The organism is Hymenobacter oligotrophus, assembly GCF_003574965.1.
Taxonomy (GTDB): domain Bacteria; phylum Bacteroidota; class Bacteroidia; order Cytophagales; family Hymenobacteraceae; genus Solirubrum; species Solirubrum oligotrophum.
Window position 1 is genome coordinate 3345738 of record NZ_CP032317.1, and the last position, 18143, is coordinate 3363880.

The following is an 18143-nucleotide window of genomic DNA, read 5'->3' on the forward strand; positions in this document are numbered from 1 at the left end:
TTGTGCGCATGATGAATGACCTAGGGAATTTGTGCGGCGGAAGATACGCCTTAGCGCCAGTTAGCAACCTTCTCCAACAGGCTCAGCAGTAATTCCGCAGCTCCTTGTCGTCAACGGCTACTAGGTTGTCGAGCCGCACCTCGAAGCCATCATCCAAGCGCAGGTACTCCACTTTTTCGCGGATGTAGAGTTCCTTGATGATGCCCTCGTAGGTGCTGGGCGGCGTGTCGGGCTCGGTGCGGTAGGTGAGGGTGCAGCGCTGGCCGGTGGTGGCGCGGGCTTCCAGTTCGTCGTAAAACGAGCAGCTGATGGGGCGGTATTCGGTTGGCATGGCGCGGGGTGGCGGTTTAAGGTGCGGGTTGCTCCTAGGTACGTAAAGCAAACAAGCCCCGCCTAGGTTTGGGCGGGGCTTGCTGCAAAAATCGAGAAGCAAAACAGCGGTTTAGTGCTTGCCTTTGCCGTGGCCCTTGCCGGGGTGGCCACCGCCGTGCTTGTTGCCACGGCCGCGGCCTTCGTTGTAATCGTCGTCGTAGCGGCCGCCGCCGGGTACGTTCACGATTACGCCGGGCTGCGCAGGGTAATTGCCGCGCATTTTTTTGGCCTGGCCGGGCGGCATGCCGTGGGGGTGGCCGTAGCGCGTGCGGTGCTGCGAGTACTGCGTCCAGGGTGTAGCGCCCACGTAATCAATTACCACGGGGTGGAAGTTGGCCGGGTTGTAGCCGTTGAGCGAGCGAAGGCGCGTCCATTTACCGCTGCGCTGCACAATGTATTGCCGGTCGCGCACGTCGTAATAGCCGCCGTACTCGGGCACGTAGTAGTACTGGCGGCCGGCGGGCACAGCAGGCCCCCAGCTCGGCGGGTTGACGTTGATGGTAACCTGGGCGTTGGCCTCGGTAAAGGCGCCGGCCGAGCTCAGCAAAAGCAAGGCGGCGAACAAGGTTTTGGAAAGGCGCTGCATAACGCGAAATGCTGGTGGTGAAGACAAGGCTAAGCCTTGGGCAAGAACAAGGCCAAACTGCCGGCCTGATTGTGCGTAGGCTCATTACGAAGATAACACCCGTGGCACCTAGGGCCCGAACGAAAAGCCCTAACACGCGGTTGAGTACTATTGCACCCGGCCGCTGTGGCTAAAGCCACTGGCAAATAAGCTATTCGGAGTAGCCAGCGGGCGGGCATTTCACGTATTTTTGCGGGCTTATCTGCTACGCACTGCATGGCTAAGAAAAAATCGGCGGCCTCGGCCGCTGCGGTTGCTCCGGCTTCGGCCCCCACGTTAGCGGCTACGGCGGCTGCGGATGTTTCTGTTGCAACGCCCGAGGCTGCCCTGCCGGTAGGTGCCAACGGCTCGGCTTACCACTCGTCGGCGGCTACCATCGAGGCGCCTTTCATTGAGGTGTACGGCGCGCGCGAGCACAACCTCAAGAACGTGTCGGTGCAAATACCGCGTGGCAAGCTGGTGGTGTTCACGGGCATTTCGGGCTCGGGCAAGTCGTCGTTGGCGTTCGATACCATTTACGCCGAGGGCCAGCGCCGCTACATGGAAACATTCTCGGCCTACGCCCGCTCGTTTATGGGCGGCCTGGAGCGCCCCGATGTCGACAAGATCGAAGGCTTGTCGCCGGTAATCAGCATCGAGCAGAAGACGACCTCGCGCAACCCACGCTCCACGGTGGGCACCATCACCGAGATCTACGACTTCCTGCGCCTGTTCTACGCCCGTACGGCCGAGGCCTTCAGCTACGTAACGGGCAAGAAGATGATCCGGCAGTCCGACGACCAGATCATCAACTACATCATCAAGCACTTCGACCAGCGCAAGCTGGTGGTGCTGGCGCCGGTGGTGAAAGGCCGCAAAGGCCACTACCGCGAGCTGTTTCAGCAGGTGGCCAAGCTAGGCTTTACCAAAGTGCGCGTCGATGGCGAGCTGCTCGACATCACGCCCAAAATGCAGCTCGACCGCTACAAGATTCACGACATCGAAATCGTGATTGACCGGCTGGTGGTGAAGGAGGACGACCGGTTTCGCTTGTCGGGCTCGATGCAATCGGCCCTTACGCACGGCAAAGGCACGGCACTAGTGCTCGATACCGAGGCCAACAAGACGCAGTTCTTCTCGCGCTTCCTCATGGACCCGGCCACCGGCATTGCTTACGACGACCCGGCGCCCAACACCTTCTCCTTCAACTCGCCCTATGGTGCGTGCCCCACTTGCAACGGCCTGGGCGAGATTCAGCGCATTACCGAGGAAACCGTGATGCCCGACCCCAAGCTGAGCATCAGCCGCGGCGGCATTGCGCCCCTAGGTGAGTACCGCGACATCTGGATCTTTCAGCAACTGAACCTGATTCTGAAGAAGAACAAGGCTTCGCTGACCACGCCCATCGAGAAGCTGCCGCGCGAGCTGGTGGAACGCCTGCTCCACGGCGTGCCCGAAACCGAAGACGAGGACGACGACAAGAAAAAAGCCACGTACAGCGAGCCGTTCGAGGGCATTATCCCCTTCCTGCAGCGGCAGATGGATTCCGACTCGGAGAACATTCGGGAGTGGATTCAGCAGTACACCCAAGCTGTGGAGTGCCCCGAGTGCCACGGCCACCGCCTGAAAAAAGAATCGTTGCACTTCAAGATTGACGGCAAGCACATCGGCGAGCTGTCGATCATGGATATTGGCGAGCTGAGCCGCTGGTTTGAGGGCCTGGAGGAACGCCTGTCGGAACGCCAGAACCTGATTGCCCGCGAGCTGCTGAAGGAAATTCGCAAGCGCATCGGCTTCTTGCTGGAGGTGGGTTTGGAGTACCTCAACCTGCACCGCTCGGTGCGCACGCTGTCGGGCGGCGAGTCGCAGCGCATTCGCTTGGCTACCCAAATCGGTACCCAATTGGTGGGCGTGCTCTACATCATGGACGAGCCCAGCATTGGCCTGCACCAGCGCGACAACGAACGCCTCATCAACGCCCTCAAGCACCTGCGCGACCTAGGCAACTCGGTGATTGTGGTGGAACACGACAAGGACATGATCGTCCATGCCGACCACGTGCTCGACATCGGTCCCGGGGCCGGCATACACGGCGGGCACGTGGTAGCCGAAGGCGAGCCCGACGCTTTCTTGCGCAGCGGCTCGCTCACGGCGCAGTACCTCAGCGGCGAAAAGCACATCGAGCTGCGCAAAAAGAAGCGCGAGGGCGAAGGCAAGGATTTGGTGCTGAAAGGCGCCAAAGGCCACAACCTGAAGAACGTAACCCTGAAAGTGCCCCTGGGTAAGCTGGTGGCCGTTACGGGGGTGTCGGGCTCGGGCAAGTCGTCGCTCATCCACGATACCTTGTACCCCATCCTCAACCGTCACTTCTTCAACGCCAAGCGCGAGCCGCTGGCATTCGGCAGCATCGAGGGCCTGGAGCACATCGATAAGGTAATCGAGGTGGATCAGTCGCCGATTGGCCGCACGCCGCGCTCTAACCCGGCTACGTACACCGGCGTGTTCACCGAAATCCGGCAGCTGTACTCCAACCTGCCCGAGGCCAAAATCCGGGGCTACGGGCCGGGCCGCTTCTCTTTCAACGTGAAGGGCGGCCGCTGCGAAACCTGCGAGGGCGCGGGCATGCGCACCATCGAGATGAACTTCTTGCCCGATGTGCACGTGCAGTGCGAAACCTGCAAGGGCCGCCGCTACAACCGCGAAACGCTGGAGGTGCGCTTTAAAGGCAAGAGCATCACCGATGTGCTCGACATGACCATTGAGAAGGCCGTGGAGTTCTTCGAGAACCAGCCCCGTATTTTGCGCAAGATCAAGACCTTGGCCGATGTGGGCTTGGGCTACATCACCCTAGGTCAGCAGGCTACCACGCTGAGCGGGGGCGAGGCGCAGCGCGTAAAACTGGCCACCGAGCTGAGCAAAAAGGATACCGGCAAGACCTTCTACATCCTCGACGAGCCCACCACCGGCTTGCACTTCGAGGACATTCGTCACCTGTCGGATGTGCTGCAGAAGCTGGCCGACAAGGGCAACTCTGTACTCATCATCGAGCACAACCTCGACCTGATTAAGGTAGCCGACCACATCATCGACCTAGGACCCGAAGGCGGCGCCGGCGGCGGCATGATTGTGGCCCAAGGCACGCCCGAGCAAGTGGCCAAGGTGAAGAAAAGCCACACCGCACGCTTTTTGGCCGAAGAGCTGAAGGTGAGCAAGTACGCCGAGGAAAAACCCAAGGCAGCCGAAGAGGCCGCTTAGTTGCGCATAAGCCTAGAGCGTTGCCGCCCCGCCCAATGTTAAATTTTAGGCGGGGCGGCGTTTTTATGTTGCCTAAATATTACGCGCGGCCTATTTTAGGTGCTTCCATTCCTACCCACCCGCTCACCTATTGTGAAACATCTACTCTTCCCTGTCCTGTTGGCCGTTGCCATCATGAATGCCCCCGCCAAAGAAGCGCCGCCAAAAGGCACCAAATGGGAGGGCACCATCAGCAACGGCATGAAGGGCGACAAAATCAGCTTTGTGGTGTCGCCCGACGGCAAGAAGCTCTCCGACCTCACGTTTTCGGGCTACTGGCGCTGCAGCGGCAAGCTCGAGCAAACCACCGTGGGGCCCGATTCGGCATTTAACATCGTGGGCGGCAAAGTAGCCGGGGTGGCCGTCGATCCGCCCAACGGCGGCAGCACGGCTTGGCGCTTCGAGGTGCAAGGCGAGTTCAGCGGCAAAGCCGCGGCCAAAGGCACTTTCCGCATGAACATCAACAACCTGGGCTGCGACACTTACAAGCTGCAGTGGGCAGCCGCTCCTGTTGGCGTAGCTAAGTAAGCAACACCTAGGGCGTAGGCTTCATGGCCACCAGCTCTATTTCCACCAACGCCGAGGGCATCAGTAAGCGTTTTACTTCCACCCAGGTAGCGGCGGGGTACACGCCGTTGTAGTACTTCTTGCGCAGCTCGTTTTCCTGCGGAAAGACGTTTAGGTCGACGGTATACACGTTTTCCTTTACCACGTGCTGGAAGCCAAGGCCGTGGTGCGCCAGCGTTTTCTCCAGGGTTCGGTAGATGCCTGCTACCTGCTCGGCCATGGTTTTGCCTGGGTGCACCGTGCCCGATATGTACAGGGTGTTGCCAACCAGTACGGCTTGCGCATAGCCGTATTGGTTTTCGCCGGCTGCATGCAGGTTAAAAGTTTGGCGATTAAGTGATTTGGCTGGCGCTGCGGTTTGCGCCGAGGTAAGTTGCGCACCGCCAAGCAGCGCGGCTGCCAAGAACAAGCGTTTCATAGTTGATGAGGTACTGAAGGTTGAATCTGCCCAACGTCGATCGGCACCGGCTACCGTTGCACCTCACCAAGCCAACTCACATCAGTATGTGAGCGGGCCTAGTGCTGCCCTAACAACAAAGCGCCGCCTGCTGGTTAGCAGGCGGCGCTTTGTTGTTAGCCTTCGAAGGGCCAGTCAGCTTACATTTTCATGTTGCTGTGCTGCTTCGAGGTATCGAGGTGCTTCTGAATCACGGGCGTGGTTTTGGTGATGAAGCCCTTGATGTCGGCGTCCTGGGTCATCTGCAGGTGAGCCTGCATGGTGTTCAGGGTTTTCTGGTGGTCGGTTACCATTTGCTGCATAAAGCGTTGGGCCAGCTGCTCGCCGCCCAGCTTGCGCATTTCGTCGGCAATGGCTTTGTGCTCGGCGTCCATGTCGGTGGGCAAGGTTACGCCTTTCTTTTTGGCAATGGCCGTCAGGTCAGCCGTCGACTTGGTGTGGTCGGTAATCATCATGTTGGCGTGGTCCTTGGCCATGCCCGTTACGCCCTTCTCCAGCACGAGGCGGCTTAGCTGAATCTCGTTCTGGTCGCTGTGCGCGGCTGATTTCATGAACTCGGGGTCGTCTTTGTGCGGTGCGGTTTCGCCCGAGTTGTTGCCGTTCATGCCCATCGGGGCAGTGCGGCTATCAGCCGACATGCCCGCGCCCTGGCCGGTGGTGTCGCCGTCGTTCGAGGCGTTGGCCATGCCGTTGGTGCCGTTGCCCATGGCGTTGTCGTCGGCGTTGTTGTTGGCCGTGGCAGTGGTGTCGGGGTTGCTGCCCTTGTTGTCGGTGCAGGCTGAGGTGCCGGCCAGCAGGGCCGCGCTAAGCAGCGCCGGCAGAAGTAGCTTTTTCATGAATGAAACAGTGTTATGGTTGGGTAGGGAAAAAACTATTGGTTGGCGGCTGCGCCCGAGGTGTCGCCGGCGGCGCCGGCCTGGGCTGCGCTGTCGGCATCGGCCGAAACGGTGGGGCCGGCGTTGTTGTCGATAACCACTGCCTCCGACTCTACACCGCCTTCATCGGCTGCTTTGTCCATATTGGAAACGGCCTCGCCGGCGGTGCCGTCGGTGCGCTGGGTGTCGTTGCCGGAGCAAGCGGTACCTAGGGTAAGCGAGCCAGCCAGCAGGGCCAGCCATAGGGTTGAGCGTTTCATGCGGTGCTAAGTAAAAGTGAACGAAAGGCCGGTGGCGCCTAGGGCTTTAGCTGGTCTTCTACCTGCTCGGCCTGCTTGCGGTGCTCCTCGAGCACGGGCGCGTACTTGGCGGCAAACGCGCGAATGTCGCCGTCGTACGCTTCGTCGGCCATGTCCTCAAAGGCATCTTCGGCGTTGCTATGCGCATCCACAATTTCCTCTACGTATTGGCGGTCGAATTCGGCACCCGTCAGGCCTGCCAATTCTTTGTACAGATCCTGCTGGTCACCGCCCAATCCATCGGGCACGGCAATGTTTTTCTGGCCGGCCAAGGTGCGCAACGAGGCGTTGATGCCCGTGTGCCCACGCATAAGCTGTTGGGCCAGGTTGCGCACTTCGGGGCGGGTCGCCTTCGACTGGGCAAGCTTGCTGAGCTCTACTTCGAGCAAGCCATTGGTGGTAGCCTCCACCAAAAATTCGGCGTCTTGCTCCTGGCGTTTGGTTATGTCTTCGTTGCCGATGCGCTGCTCGTTCTCAAACTTGGCGTCGGCCACTGGGTCGCGGTTGCCGGAGTTACAAGCCAGCAGGCTACCTAGGAGGCATAGCGGTAAGTATTGTTTGAGCAGGTGCATAATCGGTGCATTCGGGCCGGCCCACGTCCGGTATCTGGGCTATACGCACCCATGCGCAAGCGGTTCATAGAAATTAGTTCCGCCTCCGGAAAATTTTTCTGCCAAGCCATTAAACCACAGCGTGGCAGCACCTTCTAAGCCATTGCTAATGCCCTTAACAGCCGGTATTTTACACCCCACACAACTCCATCATGAAACACACCGCCTATCGTACCGCACTTGCTGTACTCCTTGGCTCGGGCCTGCTTGCCGGCCTCGGCAGCTGCGCCAAAGATGACCTAGGACTGGCTACCACCACCTCCGCTGAAGACCAGGCCGACGCCGAAGGCTCCGACGCCGCCACCCTGGAATACATCGATGCCAACGCCCCCGCCGATGTAAACCAAGCCGCTGCCGGCACCTACGCCTCCGCCGACGACTTGCGCTCGGTGTGTGGCTCCTGCGTTACGCGCACCTACGACGCCGCCACCCGCACCCTCACGCTCACTTTCGACCCCAACGGCTGCGTGGGCCGCGACGGCCGCGTGCGCCGCGGGCAAATTGTGGCGGTATTCAGCGGGCAGCACCGACAGCCGGGCGCGTCGGTGGTGGTTACGCAGGTGAACTACTCCGTAAACGGCAACCCGCACAAAGGCACCCGCATCATTACCTACACCGGCAACGGCACCTATACGCTGCGGGTGCAGGAAGCGAGCATCACCACACCCACCGGCACGGCCAGCTGGAACTCCGAGCGCACCTACACGCAAACCGCCGGCCAAGCCACCCGCACCTTGCTTGATGACGAGTTTAGCGTAACCGGCAACGTAACGGGCACCAACCGCAAGGGCGTATCGTTTGTGGCCACCATTCAGCAGCCGCTGAAAAAGGTGTTTCAGCGCGGATGTGCCCGATTCTTCACCGCTGGCACCGTCGAAATCAAGACGAGCAAGGAGAAAACCCTGCTGCTGAACTACGACCCCGCCGGCACTGCCGCCTGCGACAACATTGCGTCTGTTACCATCAACGGCCGCACCCGCACCATTCGGCTGCGCTAAATATCAGCGTTACCCTCAAAAAAGAAGCCCCAGCAATTGCTGGGGCTTCTTTTTTGAGGGTAACGCTATTAAGACTCGCGAGGAAGTTCACCGGGGAGACTGCCAGGATCAGTACCGGTACCAGGACCAGGCGCTTGGCAGCTAGGTCCTTGCACTTGCCCTTCTTGGCAATTGTTGCCATACTTAACCCACGACGCCGCATTGCCAACGTAGTAGGTCCCGTTTAAAGTAAAGGTGAAAGTGTGGGCCGCACCATCGGATACCGTAGAGGGCAAATTGTCGAATTTCAGAATATTGGCACCTACGGCGCTGCTGCAACCTGTGCCGCGGCCTTCGCTGCTGGCAAGGTTACGGTAAGCTCTGCCGTCGAGCGTAGCTCCTACTACGTTTGCGAAGGTAACGGCTTGAGTGCAGCCTGTTGGCAAAGCCACAATCCAGTGGCTAAGCCCGTTGGCCCTAGCGGGGCCAGTGCGCCGGATAGAATACGTATAGGTAGTAGTGTTGCGGTCGTAGCTTACTCCTTGAAAAGCAACGTCGTAGGCGCCGATAGTTGCACTTTGAACCAAGGCGGTAGCGGCATCGAGGTTGTCGGTGGCAGGACTCACGGATTCGTTTTTGCTGCAGGCAGCCGACAGCATCAGCCCGAGCATCAAACTGCTACGGTAAAACAAAGTAGAGAATTGCATTTGGTGGAGAGATAATGGGTGAAAAATTACGTTGGCGGCGAAATATACAGTACATATTTGGTTTATAATAAAGCGATATAATATAATATTTTCCGAAGCTTCATCTGCTTTGATTAACACGCATCCTGAACGCATTGCAAGCGTTCATTACTGATTGTGAAGTTGGTAGTGCAATGGAGTACAGACACTGCCATTTATACTTGCCATCCACAAAAAAGCGGCACCGCCCTAGGTCAGGGCGGTGCCGCTTTTTGTTTGCGGGCTCAGCCAGTCAGTTCTATTCGAACACCTTCACAACAAACACGAAATCCTGGAGTTTGCGCAGCTGCTGCGGGCGCGATTGGCCGGCCAGCTGGTTTTGGCGCGGCACGTTGTAGCCCGGCGCGGCACCGGCAGCCGAAAGCGAATCGACCAGGCGCATGAGGTACGACGACTTGGTGGCAAACGCGGCGCTTTGCACGTCCATCTGCCGGCCGCTGATTACGCCGATTAGGTTGCCGCGGTCGTCGAGCACAGGGCCGCCCGAGTTGCCGGGGTTCACGGGAATGCTGATTTGGTAGAAGCCCGAGTCGCCCTCAAAACCGCTGCGGGCGCTCAAGGAGCCTTCGCCGTACACCACGTCTTCGCGCGGGTAGCCCAGCGTGTAAACCCGTTCGCCTAGGTCGGCCTGGCGGCGCTTAAAGGCGTAGGGCAAGCGGCCGAAGCCGGTAAAGCGTGCGTCGGTGACGCGCAAGATGGCCAGGTCGTGAGCCACGTCGGTAAACACGGGCTGGGCGCGGTAGCGCTGCCGGTCGCGGCTTTCGATCAGCAGCGAGTCGGCCCCCTGAATTACGTGGTAGCTCGTCACGAGGTAGCCATCCGACGTCAGCGCGAAGCCCGTGCCGCTGAACTTGCCCAGGTTGGGCTGCTCCGAGCCGGAGCGCGCGCCAATTTGGGTAATGGCCTGGTTCATGGTGCGCTGGTTCTTCTTGATGCGGTCGACCTCGCGGCGCAAGGTGGCGTAGCCGTACACCGAAGGCTGCTGGCGGGCTTTCCACCACTCCATACCTAGGAGCGTGGTGAACACAGCCAGTACGGCCACGGCCGCGGCTACCGCCATGGTAGCGCGGTGCCCGTGCCAAAAATTGCGCAGCCACTGCTCGGTGCGCGATATGCGCATTACCGGCATTTCGGGCCGGCCCGTTTCCACAGTGGTTTCCTGCTCCGCGTCGATTTCGGCCTGCAGTGTGCGCAGCCGCTCACTCAGATGCAGCCGTTGCCCGTAGCTCTGCAGCGTGCCCGTAAGCTGCCGAAACTCGGCCAGACGGCCGGCCAAAACCGGATCGGCAGCGAGGCGCTGCTCCAGCTCGGCCCGCGCCGGCGGCGCCAGCTCATTGCTGAGGTAGCGCTCGAACAGGGCGTAATAATCTGCTTCGGTTTTCATAACAATAGGGCGGGTGTTGCTCCCGCCAGAAGGAGAGAAAGAACAAGTGCGTTTGCTAGGGAAGCGGTTCTTCTTTGTATTGCTGGAAAAACAACTTTTTCAAACGCACGAGGCATTTGTACTTCTGGTTCTTGGCGTTGTCGGCGTTGGTATAGCCGTGTTCCGCCGTGAGTTCCTGCATGGACTTGTCGAGGAGGTAAAAGCCCTCCAGCAACGAGCGGCACGGCTCACCTAGGCGCAACAGCGCTTCGCTCATTACAGCGAATTGCTGATCGCGCTGTTCGGCTTCGGCCAGGTCGGCCTCGGCCCCCGTTTCGAGGTACGGTTCGTGGTCGTCGAGGCGGCCGCCGTAGCGGCCTTTCTCGGCCAACCGCTTCAGCCACAACCGGCGACACACGGCGTAGAGGTACGTTTTAATCTGGCAGCTCAGCTCGAGCGTGCCCTCGCGTACTTTCTCGTAAAACACCATCACGCCCTCCTGGTAAATGTCCTTGGCCTCGTCCTCGGTTCCGCTGTTGTGCGTTACCAAATGAATGACCATCGGCAGGTAGAGGCGGTACAGGTGTGCCAGTGCCCGGTCGTCGCCGCGGCGGATACCCGCCACCAGCTCCTCGTCGGTAATAGAAGGCTGTGCCTTGCCCATGCGCAGTTACTCGTTCTTAATACTTTGCCTCCGCTGCGGTAACCCAACAAATAAATTTTTTCTACCGATGGGTTACCTCTCTCGATCTGCGGTATGAAGGGCGTTTTTCAGACCCAACATTTTCAAACTTACCACACAGATGAAAAATCTGCTCAAAGTTGCCGCTCTGTTCGCTGTAGTTAGCCTCGCTTCGTGCGGCGGCGAGAAGGCTGCTGAGACCACCGAAGCTACCACCACCACCGAAACCACCACGGCTGAGACCACGGCTCCTGCTGCTGATGCTACGGCTGCTCCGGCTGATTCGGCTGCTGCTGCTACCACCGAGGCTGGCGCTGCCACCACGACGGAAGCTGGTGCTGCTACCACCACCACGACCACCGAAGCTACCACCACTACCCAACAGTAGTGCGGCCGGCCAGCCCAGCGCTGGCCCGCTAGCTTTCGGGCGGCCCGGTTTTCTCTGCGGAGAAAGCCGGGCCGCTTTTGTTATCCAAAGGTGCTCATTCTCAATAGTCGAGCTGAGCATATCTCAAGTAGTTGTGTATCTTGGCCACCAGCACCAAGCATTGTTTGTTAATGTCTGATCTGGTTACAGTGCCAAACGAGCCGAGCAATGCGCTGGCCAACCCCCACCACACCAGCTGCCCCATTCTGGCCGATACCCTTGAGCACCGCGAAGAACCACAGGTGCTGCCCACCGCCAACGTGCTGCAAATAGGCAGCTACCTGGTGGGCGAGGCCCACGACCCGAAACTGTGCGGGCACCCGTATATCAGGTACTAATATTCCGCTGCGGGGCTAGCGTTTTTCATCGAGCCACAGCACACCCGCGGCCACTAGAAACAATGCGAAGAACCAGCCTGCAGGCCAAGGCTCGTGGCGCTGTTGCGGGAGCGAAGAAAAGGCCGCGCCGCCGCGCCATTGTTGCGCCGCCACGTAGCGCTCGGCAGCTTGCGCGGCTAGCCAATCGCGCGGCGTATACACGTAGAAGGCGCCGGCAGCTTGCCCCGCAGCCTTAACGGTGTGCCAACCTGCGCTAGCAGGCCAGTAGCTGCCTTGCCACACAGCGCCCCGGTTGGGATGCTGACCTAAGGCTACCTGCACCGCGTTACCTTGGGCATCGAGCACGCGAGCCTGGCTCTGGCGAGCCGAGGTATACGTGGTGAGCCGCAGCTCGGCAGGCCGATGGGGTTGTGGCCAAGCTGCAGCTGCCCATTCGGCTGCGAGTTCGGCGGGGCGAGCGGCTGCGGTTAGCAGGCGGCTCCAGTAGCCGTCGTAGGTAGCGGTGGTGCCGGCTAGTTGCCACCGGTAGGTGTTGGCGGCGGTGCTCACCACCACGGTGCCCCAACCCACGCGGTGGGCTGCTGCTACCACTTCGGTGGGCCGGGCGGACGTAATTAGCGGCTGCAGGCGCACCGAGGGGCGTAGCAAAGCAGGCAGTAGGGTTTGGCCGCTGCCCGTGGGCCAATGCAGTTGCTGCGGCCGCTCAGCCACTGCGGACGGGCGACTTTGCAAAGCAAACTGCGCCCGGCCCGGCAGGCTGCGCGGCAGTTCGGTTGGGGTGAGCAGCACCACGCCCAAGCCGTTGCTGGCTGCTGCACCTAGGGCCCGGGCCTCGGTACCCGAGAGGATATTTAGCGCATCGGCATCGGCTACCAGCACATCGTGCGCGGCAAGCAGCGGGGCGGTCAGCTGACCCAGGCTTACCTGCGCGTGATTGATGAAATCGGTTTGCTGCAGCCCGCGGCCAACGCTTACGCGCAGCGCAACGTGGTGGCCTTGCTCGCCCAAACGGGTTTTCAGCAGGTTAAGCTCGAACGAAGGAGAACCGGCAAGCAGCAGCACGCGCAGCGGCCGAGCGGCTTCGACTTGGGTGGGTATCGGCTCGGCGGCCAGTAGTTTGCTGCCTTGCCGGGCCGAAAGCCGGGCAAGCAGCCGGCCAGCGCGGCGCGGTGTGTAGCTAAGCGAAAAAGCGCCGCTGCCCGAGTTTAGCTGCACCGAATCGCGCACGGCGCCGGCCTCCTCCAGGCGTACCCACACCGGGCCTTTGCCTAGGTGATTGAAGCTGCCCTCGACGCGCAAGGCAGTGCCAAGCACCAATTTATCTGGCCAACTACCTGCGTTGAAACCGGTAGGGGCGTAGCCATGCGGTATCAGCTTTACCGATGCGGGCAACGTTGGCAAGTCGGCTTTGGGTAGCCCCACGCCCAGCACGTGCAGCTGCCGCACCTGCGGGTAAGCTTCGGGCAAAGCCGCCAACGACGACAAGCTAGCCGTGTCGGCGGCGGGGCTGCCCGTGCGGTAACGCAACACCGGTACCGGACCTAGGGCGCGCAGCAGGCGTTGCAAGGTATCGGGCTGGTAATGCTCGGTAAGTACAATGGCTGCATCGGGCGCTGCTACGGTTATGGTGCGCTGCGGCGGGTAGGCACTAAACCACAACGCTGCGGCGGCTACCAAGCCCGCCGCTAACCTGGCTATGCGGCGCCACCCCCGGTAGCGCAACGCTTGCCACCCGAGCAAGCCCGCCAGCAACAGGCAAAGGAGAAGGTGCGCGTACGAAAGGGGCGTCGACATCATGCTAGTACAGCTGGCTAGCGGTTAAGCTCTTGAAAGTAACGGCGCGACATGGAGCCCACCGGCGGCCGCACCGGCGGCGCGCTGGGGGCGGGCAGCAGGTTGGTAAGGGCGCGCTCCACGGCCGCCAAATCGGCGGGGGCGGGTTGCTGGCCGATGCGTACTTGCTGCAGCACTTGGCGCCAGGCGCGTAGCGTTGCCAGCGAGGCGCTGGGTTGGCTAAGCGCCGCTTGACCTAGCAAGGTGACGGCCGGTTGCAAGCGGCCTAGGTCGGCAGCGGTGGGGCGCTGGCCGGCGCGGTACGCGGCTATTTGCGCCAGCGCCGTGCGCACGGCCGGCTGCGTGGCCGGCGGTGTGCGTTGGGCTTGGCGGGTGGGTGGCTGCACCGCGCTTACATCGCCCGATAGGCGCTTTTCGGCCTCGGGTAGCGGCGGCAAATCGACGCCGGATTTGCGCACGTACAGGCGGGTTTGCTGCTGCACTTCCTTCAGCAACCGCAGCGCGCGGTACTCAAACGGCAGGGCCTCGCTGAGCTGAGACAGGCGCAGGCGCAGCTCGGCTTCCCACATTTGGTTGAGCACGGCGCGCAGCTTGGTTTTTACCTGCGGCTCCAAAAAATCAGCGGTTTCTTCGTCCTCGTGCAAGTGCATGTAGGGTTGCGTCAGGGCTTCGGTGCTGGGCGCGCCTTCGCCGGCAATGGGCAGGTGCTCGTGGCCGTGGTCGTGCCCATCGTCGTCGCTGTGCTTCTCTTCCTCCTCTGCTTCGCCTTCTTCGGCAATGGGCGGGCGGGTGGAGGTTTCGGTGATGCCTTTTTCCGATTCTTCGCCCAAAAACTTGCCGTAGCGCAGGCGCAGCATCTTCTGGTCGTCGCCTAGGTTGTTGGCGCGGCTTTGCAGCTCGGCAGCGGGCAGCTTGCGGCGCAGCGCTATCAGCTTTTCGGTATCGATGATGATCTGGCGCTGGCTGCGGAAGTAGGCCGGCATTTGGTTTACGCCCAACGAAATAGCAGCCGGGCCGCTGGTAGCGGCCGTGTCTTCCCACTGCACCAAGGCGGCGTCGGTGCGGGCGCGGTGGCCGGCGTTGTCCCAGGCCTCGGCGTACACGTACAGCTCGTCGCCGTAGGTGAGGCCCAAGGTGGGCAGGCGCAGCGTAACGCTGCCCGTGTGCTGGCGGGGTTTGTTGCCTAGGGCCGCGCTCAGGTCGCGGATGTGCTCCGTAAATTTCACGCCTTCGCCCGAGCCTTGGGCAGTAGTTACCACTAGCCGGGCGCGGGTTAGGCCGTAATCATCCTGCAAGGCTACGCGCACGGCTACCTCAGGCCGGCGGCCGTACTCCACCAGCGTGTAAGGCTTCGGCGAAAGCATTTTGAGCGTAGGCGCGCGGTCGGGCACTACCTCAATGGCGTAATCCTCCGACTCTTGTCCCGCAAACCGCACGCGGTAAATCGTTGATTTGCTGATGCGAAACTCGGCCACGTATTGGTTGGGCTGACTAGCTGCCGCCCGGAACGACACCGGCCGCTGCCCCGCAACGAGCAGTTCCGAGGCCTTGGCGGGTTTATCGGTGCGCAGCGTCCAGCGAACGGTAGAGCCCTCGGGGCAGCGGAACGACAGCGCTTCGGGGGCAAAAACCGCTTGGCGCGTGTAAGCCGGCGGCAGCACCTGCACCGTGGTTGCGAGCAGGCGCGGCGCTGCAGGCGCTGGTGCCGCCTGGGCCGTGGCGGTCGGGAATTGCAGCTGCAGCCGCGGCGCAGTCGGTTGCGCCTGCGCTGCGGGCCACAGCCAAAGCGCTGCACCTAAGGCTGCCAGGCCGGCAGCTACGCCGGCCCTAGGTGCCCACGGCACGCGCAGCGCTGCGGGCAGCGGCAGGTGCACCAGGCGTTCGGCAATGCGTTCTTGTTGCAGGCGGGCCAAAAAGCCACTGGGTTCGGCTAGGAGCAGGCCGGTGCTGTCTTCCAGTTCCGGAAAACGCCGATCGAGGCGCTGCGCGAGGTGCGCCAAGCCGAAGCGCTGCAAGCGCCACAGTGCAACCGCCACCAACCCCAATACCGCTACCCCAACACCCAGCCACAGCGCGCGGCTTTGCGGCCAATGGTGCGCGGCGCCCAGCAAAGCCAGCAATGCGCCCGCGCCAAGTAAGCCAATCGAGAGAGCAGCGCGCCCTAGGTGCTGGCGCCGCACGCGGGCCAACTCGGCCTGCGCCTGCGCTACTTGCGAGTAGTGCTCCTGAACGGTGCTCATGCGGCTGTGGCGGTTGAGGTTCGACGACGCGCGAATAGCCGCTCAAGACCAAACAGTAGCCCGGCGGCTAGGGCTACCCACGGTTGCAAATCGGCGTAGCGGGTAGCGGGTTGTAGGTTTCTCTCGGGTGTGTCGGCCGAAGCGTGGGCCAGCACTTGCGCGGCGTCAAGCTGGCGAAAATCGTTGATGGCGCCTAGGTGCGCATCCGGAGTCATGAGGTTGAGCAGCACCTCGGGCAGCTGACCATCGGTAGGCAGACTGCTCCATTGCGGATGCACGCGCGTGAGCAGGCGGTACTCGGCCCCGCGGCCTGCTGGTTGGCGCACGAGCAATGGCTGCCCTGCGGCATCGCGCCACAGCACTTGGCTTCGGGCACCTAGGGGCGTAGCCACCGCGCGGCGGAAAAGCTGCGCCGCCGTGGCGTAAGCGCCCGGGCTGAAGCTGGTGGCTACTGCTTGTGCCTGCCTGCCGGCTGTTTGCAGCAGGTTAAGGCCTTGGTTTATCTGGGCACGCACGGCAGCCGGCGCCGGCGAGTTGCTCAGCCAGATAAGCCAATCAAGTGAGTCGGACGGGAGAGTTGAGCTTACCTGCAACTGCATGCCCGCCGGAAAAGCCGACGCGGCCGCCCGCAGTGCTGCGCGTGCGTAGCGGGCGTCTTCGGTGTGGGTGCGCGCGTCGAAGTAAACGGCCACCCGCAGCGGCTTCTGAACAATTACGTTGGCTTGTGTGGCTGGCTTGGCCGAATCTGGCTGCTGCGGCTGCACCACATACCGGCGGCCTTGCTGCACCAATTGCATGGCCGGCAAGCCGGGCAGCGGTAGTGCGTGCGGCAGCTGTGCGGGCCAGGCCTGGCGGTAGTTGCGGAAGATGGTGCGCGTGTTGCTGCCGTAGCCAACTACTAGCCGAAGCGAATCGGGCACGGGGCGCACGGCCGCTTGCACCCACGCGCCGCTATCGGCGGCAGCCGGCACGGTTTGCCAGCGCACACGCGCCGGCAGCAGCGGGCGGGTACCCCGAAAGTGCTTGGCTTCGGCAGTGGTGTAGATGCGCAGCGGCCGGTTCGGAAAGCTGTCGGCGGCTTGGGCAGCACGGCCCCAATACCACTCCGAAGCAGCTTGCTGGGCTACCGCCGGAGCAGGCGCCTGCGGCAACGAGTCGGGCAGCAGCCGAAAACCAGCGCCTAGGTAACGCAGCTCGGCCCCGCTGCGGCGCAGCGAATCGAGCGTGGGCAGCAGCAGTGGCCACGCGGGCGAGGCCAGCACGCCGGGGCTCAGCAGCACCTGCGGGCGCAGTGGCGGAGCGGGCTTGCTCCACCGAGGGCCGGCAATGGCTAGCCCCAACAGCCCTAGCAAAGCCAGGCGCAGCAGCAGCAAAGGCCACTGCGTGAGGTGCAGCTGCCGCATGCGGCGGTTGGCACCCGGTGTAAGCCAGCGCAATGCGCCCACCGGTACCACCCGGCCGGGGCGCCGGTTCCAGAGGTGGATGGCCAGCGGCACCAGCAACCCGGCAAGGGCAAGCAAGGCAGCAGGATTGGCGAACGTGAGCAAAGCAGGCGAAATAAGCAGGTAACAGACGGTAGAGCCCTAGGCAAGGATGCTTGCCTAGGGGGTCAGACGGGAGCACCCTGGCGGCGGCGCAGCACCTGCCGCAACGCTTGATCCGGTGGCTCGTCGGTAAGCAGGCGGAAGTAATCGAGGCCATGGCCGCGCACCGATTGTTCGGTGCGGCGCAACCAGTCTTCGAGCTGCCGTTGGTACTCGGGGCGCTGGGCAGGGTCGAGCTGCATGCGTTGGCCGGTTTCCAAGTCTTCGAGCGTAGCGGCATTGGGGTAATCCAGCGTCAGCTCGTTGGGCGCAAGCAGGTGCAGCACCACTACATCGCCGCCGGCTGCGCGCAAGTGCGTCAGGATTTGCTCCAGCTGCGAGCCTTCTTCCAGGTCGTACAAGTCGCTAACCACTACGGTTATCGTGGCGCCTTGCCGCCCAAACAGCGGCGCAAGGGTGGGCACGCCTGGCAACGAGCCCGCGGCTTGCACGGCACCTAGGGCGTGGTAGAGGCGCTGCAGCTGGCCGGCGTCGGAGCGCGGCGGCACGGTTTGCAAGCCGGTAGCTTGCACGGCGTACAAGCCCACGGCATCGCCTTGCTGCTGCGCCACGTAGGCCAAGCCCGCCAGCAGCAGGCGCGCGTAATCAAGCTTGCTCACGCCGGCACTGTCGGGGTGGTTCATGGAGGCGCTGGCATCGAGCACCAGCCTTACAGTCAGGCGCGTATCCACATCCGACTCGCGAATGTAGTAACGGTCGGAGCGGGCGGCCAGGCGCCAGTCGAGGCGGCGCAGGTCGTCGCCGGGTTGGTAGGGGCGGTACTGGCTGAACTCCATACCTGCGCCGCGCCGGCGGCTGGGGTGCAGGCCAGCCTGCCCGCCCTCGGCAATCAGGCGGGCCACGAGGGGCAAGTTGCGCAGGGCAAGCAAGGCAGCGGCGTCGAGCACGGCAGC

General features: G+C 62.1%; 18 protein-coding genes. 5 read left to right on the forward strand and 13 right to left on the reverse strand.

Translation table 11 applies throughout. The annotated features are described in order from the left end of the window. Positions 1-82: 82 nt before the first annotated feature. Both D3Y59_RS14330 and D3Y59_RS14335 read right to left on the reverse strand, forming a co-directional pair. The gene (locus D3Y59_RS14330) at positions 83-331 is read right to left on the reverse strand and encodes a hypothetical protein (protein WP_119445661.1); all 249 of its coding nucleotides are present in this window, start codon (positions 329-331) and stop codon (positions 83-85) included. Positions 332-442: 111 nt separating this feature from the next. Continuing rightward, entirely contained in the window at positions 443-958 is a 516-nt protein-coding gene (locus D3Y59_RS14335; RefSeq protein ID WP_119445662.1) for a hypothetical protein, read from the reverse strand. A 255-nt stretch (positions 959-1213) separates the two neighbouring features. Here D3Y59_RS14335 and uvrA point away from each other — a divergent pair, with 255 nt between their 5' ends. Together uvrA and D3Y59_RS14345 are read left to right on the forward strand one after the other, a co-directional pair. After that, a complete protein-coding gene (uvrA, locus tag D3Y59_RS14340) occupies positions 1214-4231 on the forward strand; it encodes an excinuclease ABC subunit UvrA (protein ID WP_119445663.1) in 3018 nt (1005 codons plus the stop codon). A gap of 132 nt (positions 4232-4363) precedes the next feature. Then, positions 4364-4798, forward strand: a complete 435-nt coding sequence (locus tag D3Y59_RS14345; protein ID WP_162910802.1) for a hypothetical protein — start codon at positions 4364-4366, stop codon at positions 4796-4798. A gap of 7 nt (positions 4799-4805) precedes the next feature. On the opposite strand, the gene D3Y59_RS14350 is transcribed toward D3Y59_RS14345, so the two are convergent. The 4 genes from D3Y59_RS14350 to D3Y59_RS14365 all read right to left on the reverse strand — a co-directional run bounded on the left by D3Y59_RS14350 (position 4806) and on the right by D3Y59_RS14365 (position 7040). Continuing rightward, positions 4806-5255 (reverse strand): RidA family protein, encoded by a 450-nt coding sequence (locus D3Y59_RS14350; RefSeq protein WP_119445665.1) that lies wholly within the window; start codon positions 5253-5255, stop codon positions 4806-4808. 179 nt (positions 5256-5434) lie between these two features. Further along, entirely contained in the window at positions 5435-6130 is a 696-nt protein-coding gene (locus tag D3Y59_RS14355; protein WP_119445666.1) for a DUF4142 domain-containing protein, read from the reverse strand. Positions 6131-6165: 35 nt separating this feature from the next. Then, a complete protein-coding gene (locus D3Y59_RS14360; RefSeq protein WP_119445667.1) occupies positions 6166-6429 on the reverse strand; it encodes a hypothetical protein in 264 nt (87 codons plus the stop codon). Between the two features lie 38 nt (positions 6430-6467). Further along, positions 6468-7040: a DUF4142 domain-containing protein gene (locus D3Y59_RS14365; protein WP_119445668.1), complete on the reverse strand. Its 573-nt coding sequence runs from the start codon at positions 7038-7040 to the stop codon at positions 6468-6470. 191 nt (positions 7041-7231) lie between these two features. On the opposite strand from D3Y59_RS14365, the gene D3Y59_RS14370 reads away from it, so the two are divergent. After that, the gene (locus tag D3Y59_RS14370; protein WP_119445669.1) at positions 7232-8077 is read left to right on the forward strand and encodes a hypothetical protein; all 846 of its coding nucleotides are present in this window, start codon (positions 7232-7234) and stop codon (positions 8075-8077) included. A gap of 68 nt (positions 8078-8145) precedes the next feature. Here D3Y59_RS14370 and D3Y59_RS14375 read toward each other — a convergent pair whose 3' ends face one another. From D3Y59_RS14375 to D3Y59_RS14385, 3 genes are all read right to left on the reverse strand, one after another. Continuing rightward, positions 8146-8898 (reverse strand): hypothetical protein, encoded by a 753-nt coding sequence (locus tag D3Y59_RS14375; RefSeq protein WP_162910803.1) that lies wholly within the window; start codon positions 8896-8898, stop codon positions 8146-8148. A 142-nt stretch (positions 8899-9040) separates the two neighbouring features. Further along, entirely contained in the window at positions 9041-10186 is a 1146-nt protein-coding gene (locus tag D3Y59_RS14380) for a S1 family peptidase (protein ID WP_119445671.1), read from the reverse strand. Between the two features lie 55 nt (positions 10187-10241). Beyond that, positions 10242-10829 (reverse strand): RNA polymerase sigma factor, encoded by a 588-nt coding sequence (locus D3Y59_RS14385; RefSeq protein ID WP_119445672.1) that lies wholly within the window; start codon positions 10827-10829, stop codon positions 10242-10244. 139 nt (positions 10830-10968) lie between these two features. Here D3Y59_RS14385 and D3Y59_RS14390 point away from each other — a divergent pair, with 139 nt between their 5' ends. Together D3Y59_RS14390 and D3Y59_RS14395 are read left to right on the forward strand one after the other, a co-directional pair. Then, positions 10969-11235 (forward strand): hypothetical protein, encoded by a 267-nt coding sequence (locus D3Y59_RS14390; RefSeq protein WP_119445673.1) that lies wholly within the window; start codon positions 10969-10971, stop codon positions 11233-11235. Between the two features lie 170 nt (positions 11236-11405). Next, positions 11406-11612, forward strand: a complete 207-nt coding sequence (locus tag D3Y59_RS14395; RefSeq protein ID WP_162910804.1) for a hypothetical protein — start codon at positions 11406-11408, stop codon at positions 11610-11612. A 15-nt stretch (positions 11613-11627) separates the two neighbouring features. Here D3Y59_RS14395 and D3Y59_RS14400 read toward each other — a convergent pair whose 3' ends face one another. From D3Y59_RS14400 to D3Y59_RS14415, 4 genes are all read right to left on the reverse strand, one after another. Beyond that, positions 11628-13409, reverse strand: coding sequence for a hypothetical protein (locus tag D3Y59_RS14400; protein WP_162910805.1), 1782 nt, complete (start codon positions 13407-13409; stop codon positions 11628-11630). A gap of 14 nt (positions 13410-13423) precedes the next feature. Next, positions 13424-15646: a hypothetical protein gene (locus D3Y59_RS14405; RefSeq protein WP_119445676.1), complete on the reverse strand. Its 2223-nt coding sequence runs from the start codon at positions 15644-15646 to the stop codon at positions 13424-13426. Next, a complete protein-coding gene (locus D3Y59_RS14410) occupies positions 15643-17193 on the reverse strand; it encodes a BatA domain-containing protein (protein WP_262696957.1) in 1551 nt (516 codons plus the stop codon). The genes D3Y59_RS14405 and D3Y59_RS14410 overlap by 4 nt, the downstream gene beginning before the upstream one ends. Positions 17194-17255: 62 nt before the next feature. After that, a complete protein-coding gene (locus tag D3Y59_RS14415) occupies positions 17256-18137 on the reverse strand; it encodes a DUF58 domain-containing protein (protein ID WP_240410382.1) in 882 nt (293 codons plus the stop codon). Positions 18138-18143: the final 6 nt, after the last annotated feature.

Excerpts from the sequence above, each read along its gene's own strand:
- D3Y59_RS14330 (WP_119445661.1), bottom strand. The coding sequence starts at position 331 with ATGCCAACCGAATACCGCCCCATCAGCTGCTCGTTTTACGACGAACTG.
- D3Y59_RS14335 (WP_119445662.1), bottom strand. The coding sequence starts at position 958 with ATGCAGCGCCTTTCCAAAACCTTGTTCGCCGCCTTGCTTTTGCTGAGC.
- uvrA (WP_119445663.1), top strand. The coding sequence starts at position 1,214 with ATGGCTAAGAAAAAATCGGCGGCCTCGGCCGCTGCGGTTGCTCCGGCT.
- D3Y59_RS14350 (WP_119445665.1), bottom strand. The coding sequence starts at position 5,255 with ATGAAACGCTTGTTCTTGGCAGCCGCGCTGCTTGGCGGTGCGCAACTT.
- D3Y59_RS14355 (WP_119445666.1), bottom strand. The coding sequence starts at position 6,130 with ATGAAAAAGCTACTTCTGCCGGCGCTGCTTAGCGCGGCCCTGCTGGCC.
- D3Y59_RS14360 (WP_119445667.1), bottom strand. The coding sequence starts at position 6,429 with ATGAAACGCTCAACCCTATGGCTGGCCCTGCTGGCTGGCTCGCTTACC.
- D3Y59_RS14365 (WP_119445668.1), bottom strand. The coding sequence starts at position 7,040 with ATGCACCTGCTCAAACAATACTTACCGCTATGCCTCCTAGGTAGCCTG.
- D3Y59_RS14370 (WP_119445669.1), top strand. The coding sequence starts at position 7,232 with ATGAAACACACCGCCTATCGTACCGCACTTGCTGTACTCCTTGGCTCG.
- D3Y59_RS14375 (WP_162910803.1), bottom strand. The coding sequence starts at position 8,898 with ATGCGTTCAGGATGCGTGTTAATCAAAGCAGATGAAGCTTCGGAAAAT.
- D3Y59_RS14380 (WP_119445671.1), bottom strand. The coding sequence starts at position 10,186 with ATGAAAACCGAAGCAGATTATTACGCCCTGTTCGAGCGCTACCTCAGC.
- D3Y59_RS14385 (WP_119445672.1), bottom strand. The coding sequence starts at position 10,829 with ATGGGCAAGGCACAGCCTTCTATTACCGACGAGGAGCTGGTGGCGGGT.
- D3Y59_RS14390 (WP_119445673.1), top strand. The coding sequence starts at position 10,969 with ATGAAAAATCTGCTCAAAGTTGCCGCTCTGTTCGCTGTAGTTAGCCTC.
- D3Y59_RS14395 (WP_162910804.1), top strand. The coding sequence starts at position 11,406 with ATGTCTGATCTGGTTACAGTGCCAAACGAGCCGAGCAATGCGCTGGCC.
- D3Y59_RS14400 (WP_162910805.1), bottom strand. The coding sequence starts at position 13,409 with ATGATGTCGACGCCCCTTTCGTACGCGCACCTTCTCCTTTGCCTGTTG.
- D3Y59_RS14405 (WP_119445676.1), bottom strand. The coding sequence starts at position 15,646 with ATGAGCACCGTTCAGGAGCACTACTCGCAAGTAGCGCAGGCGCAGGCC.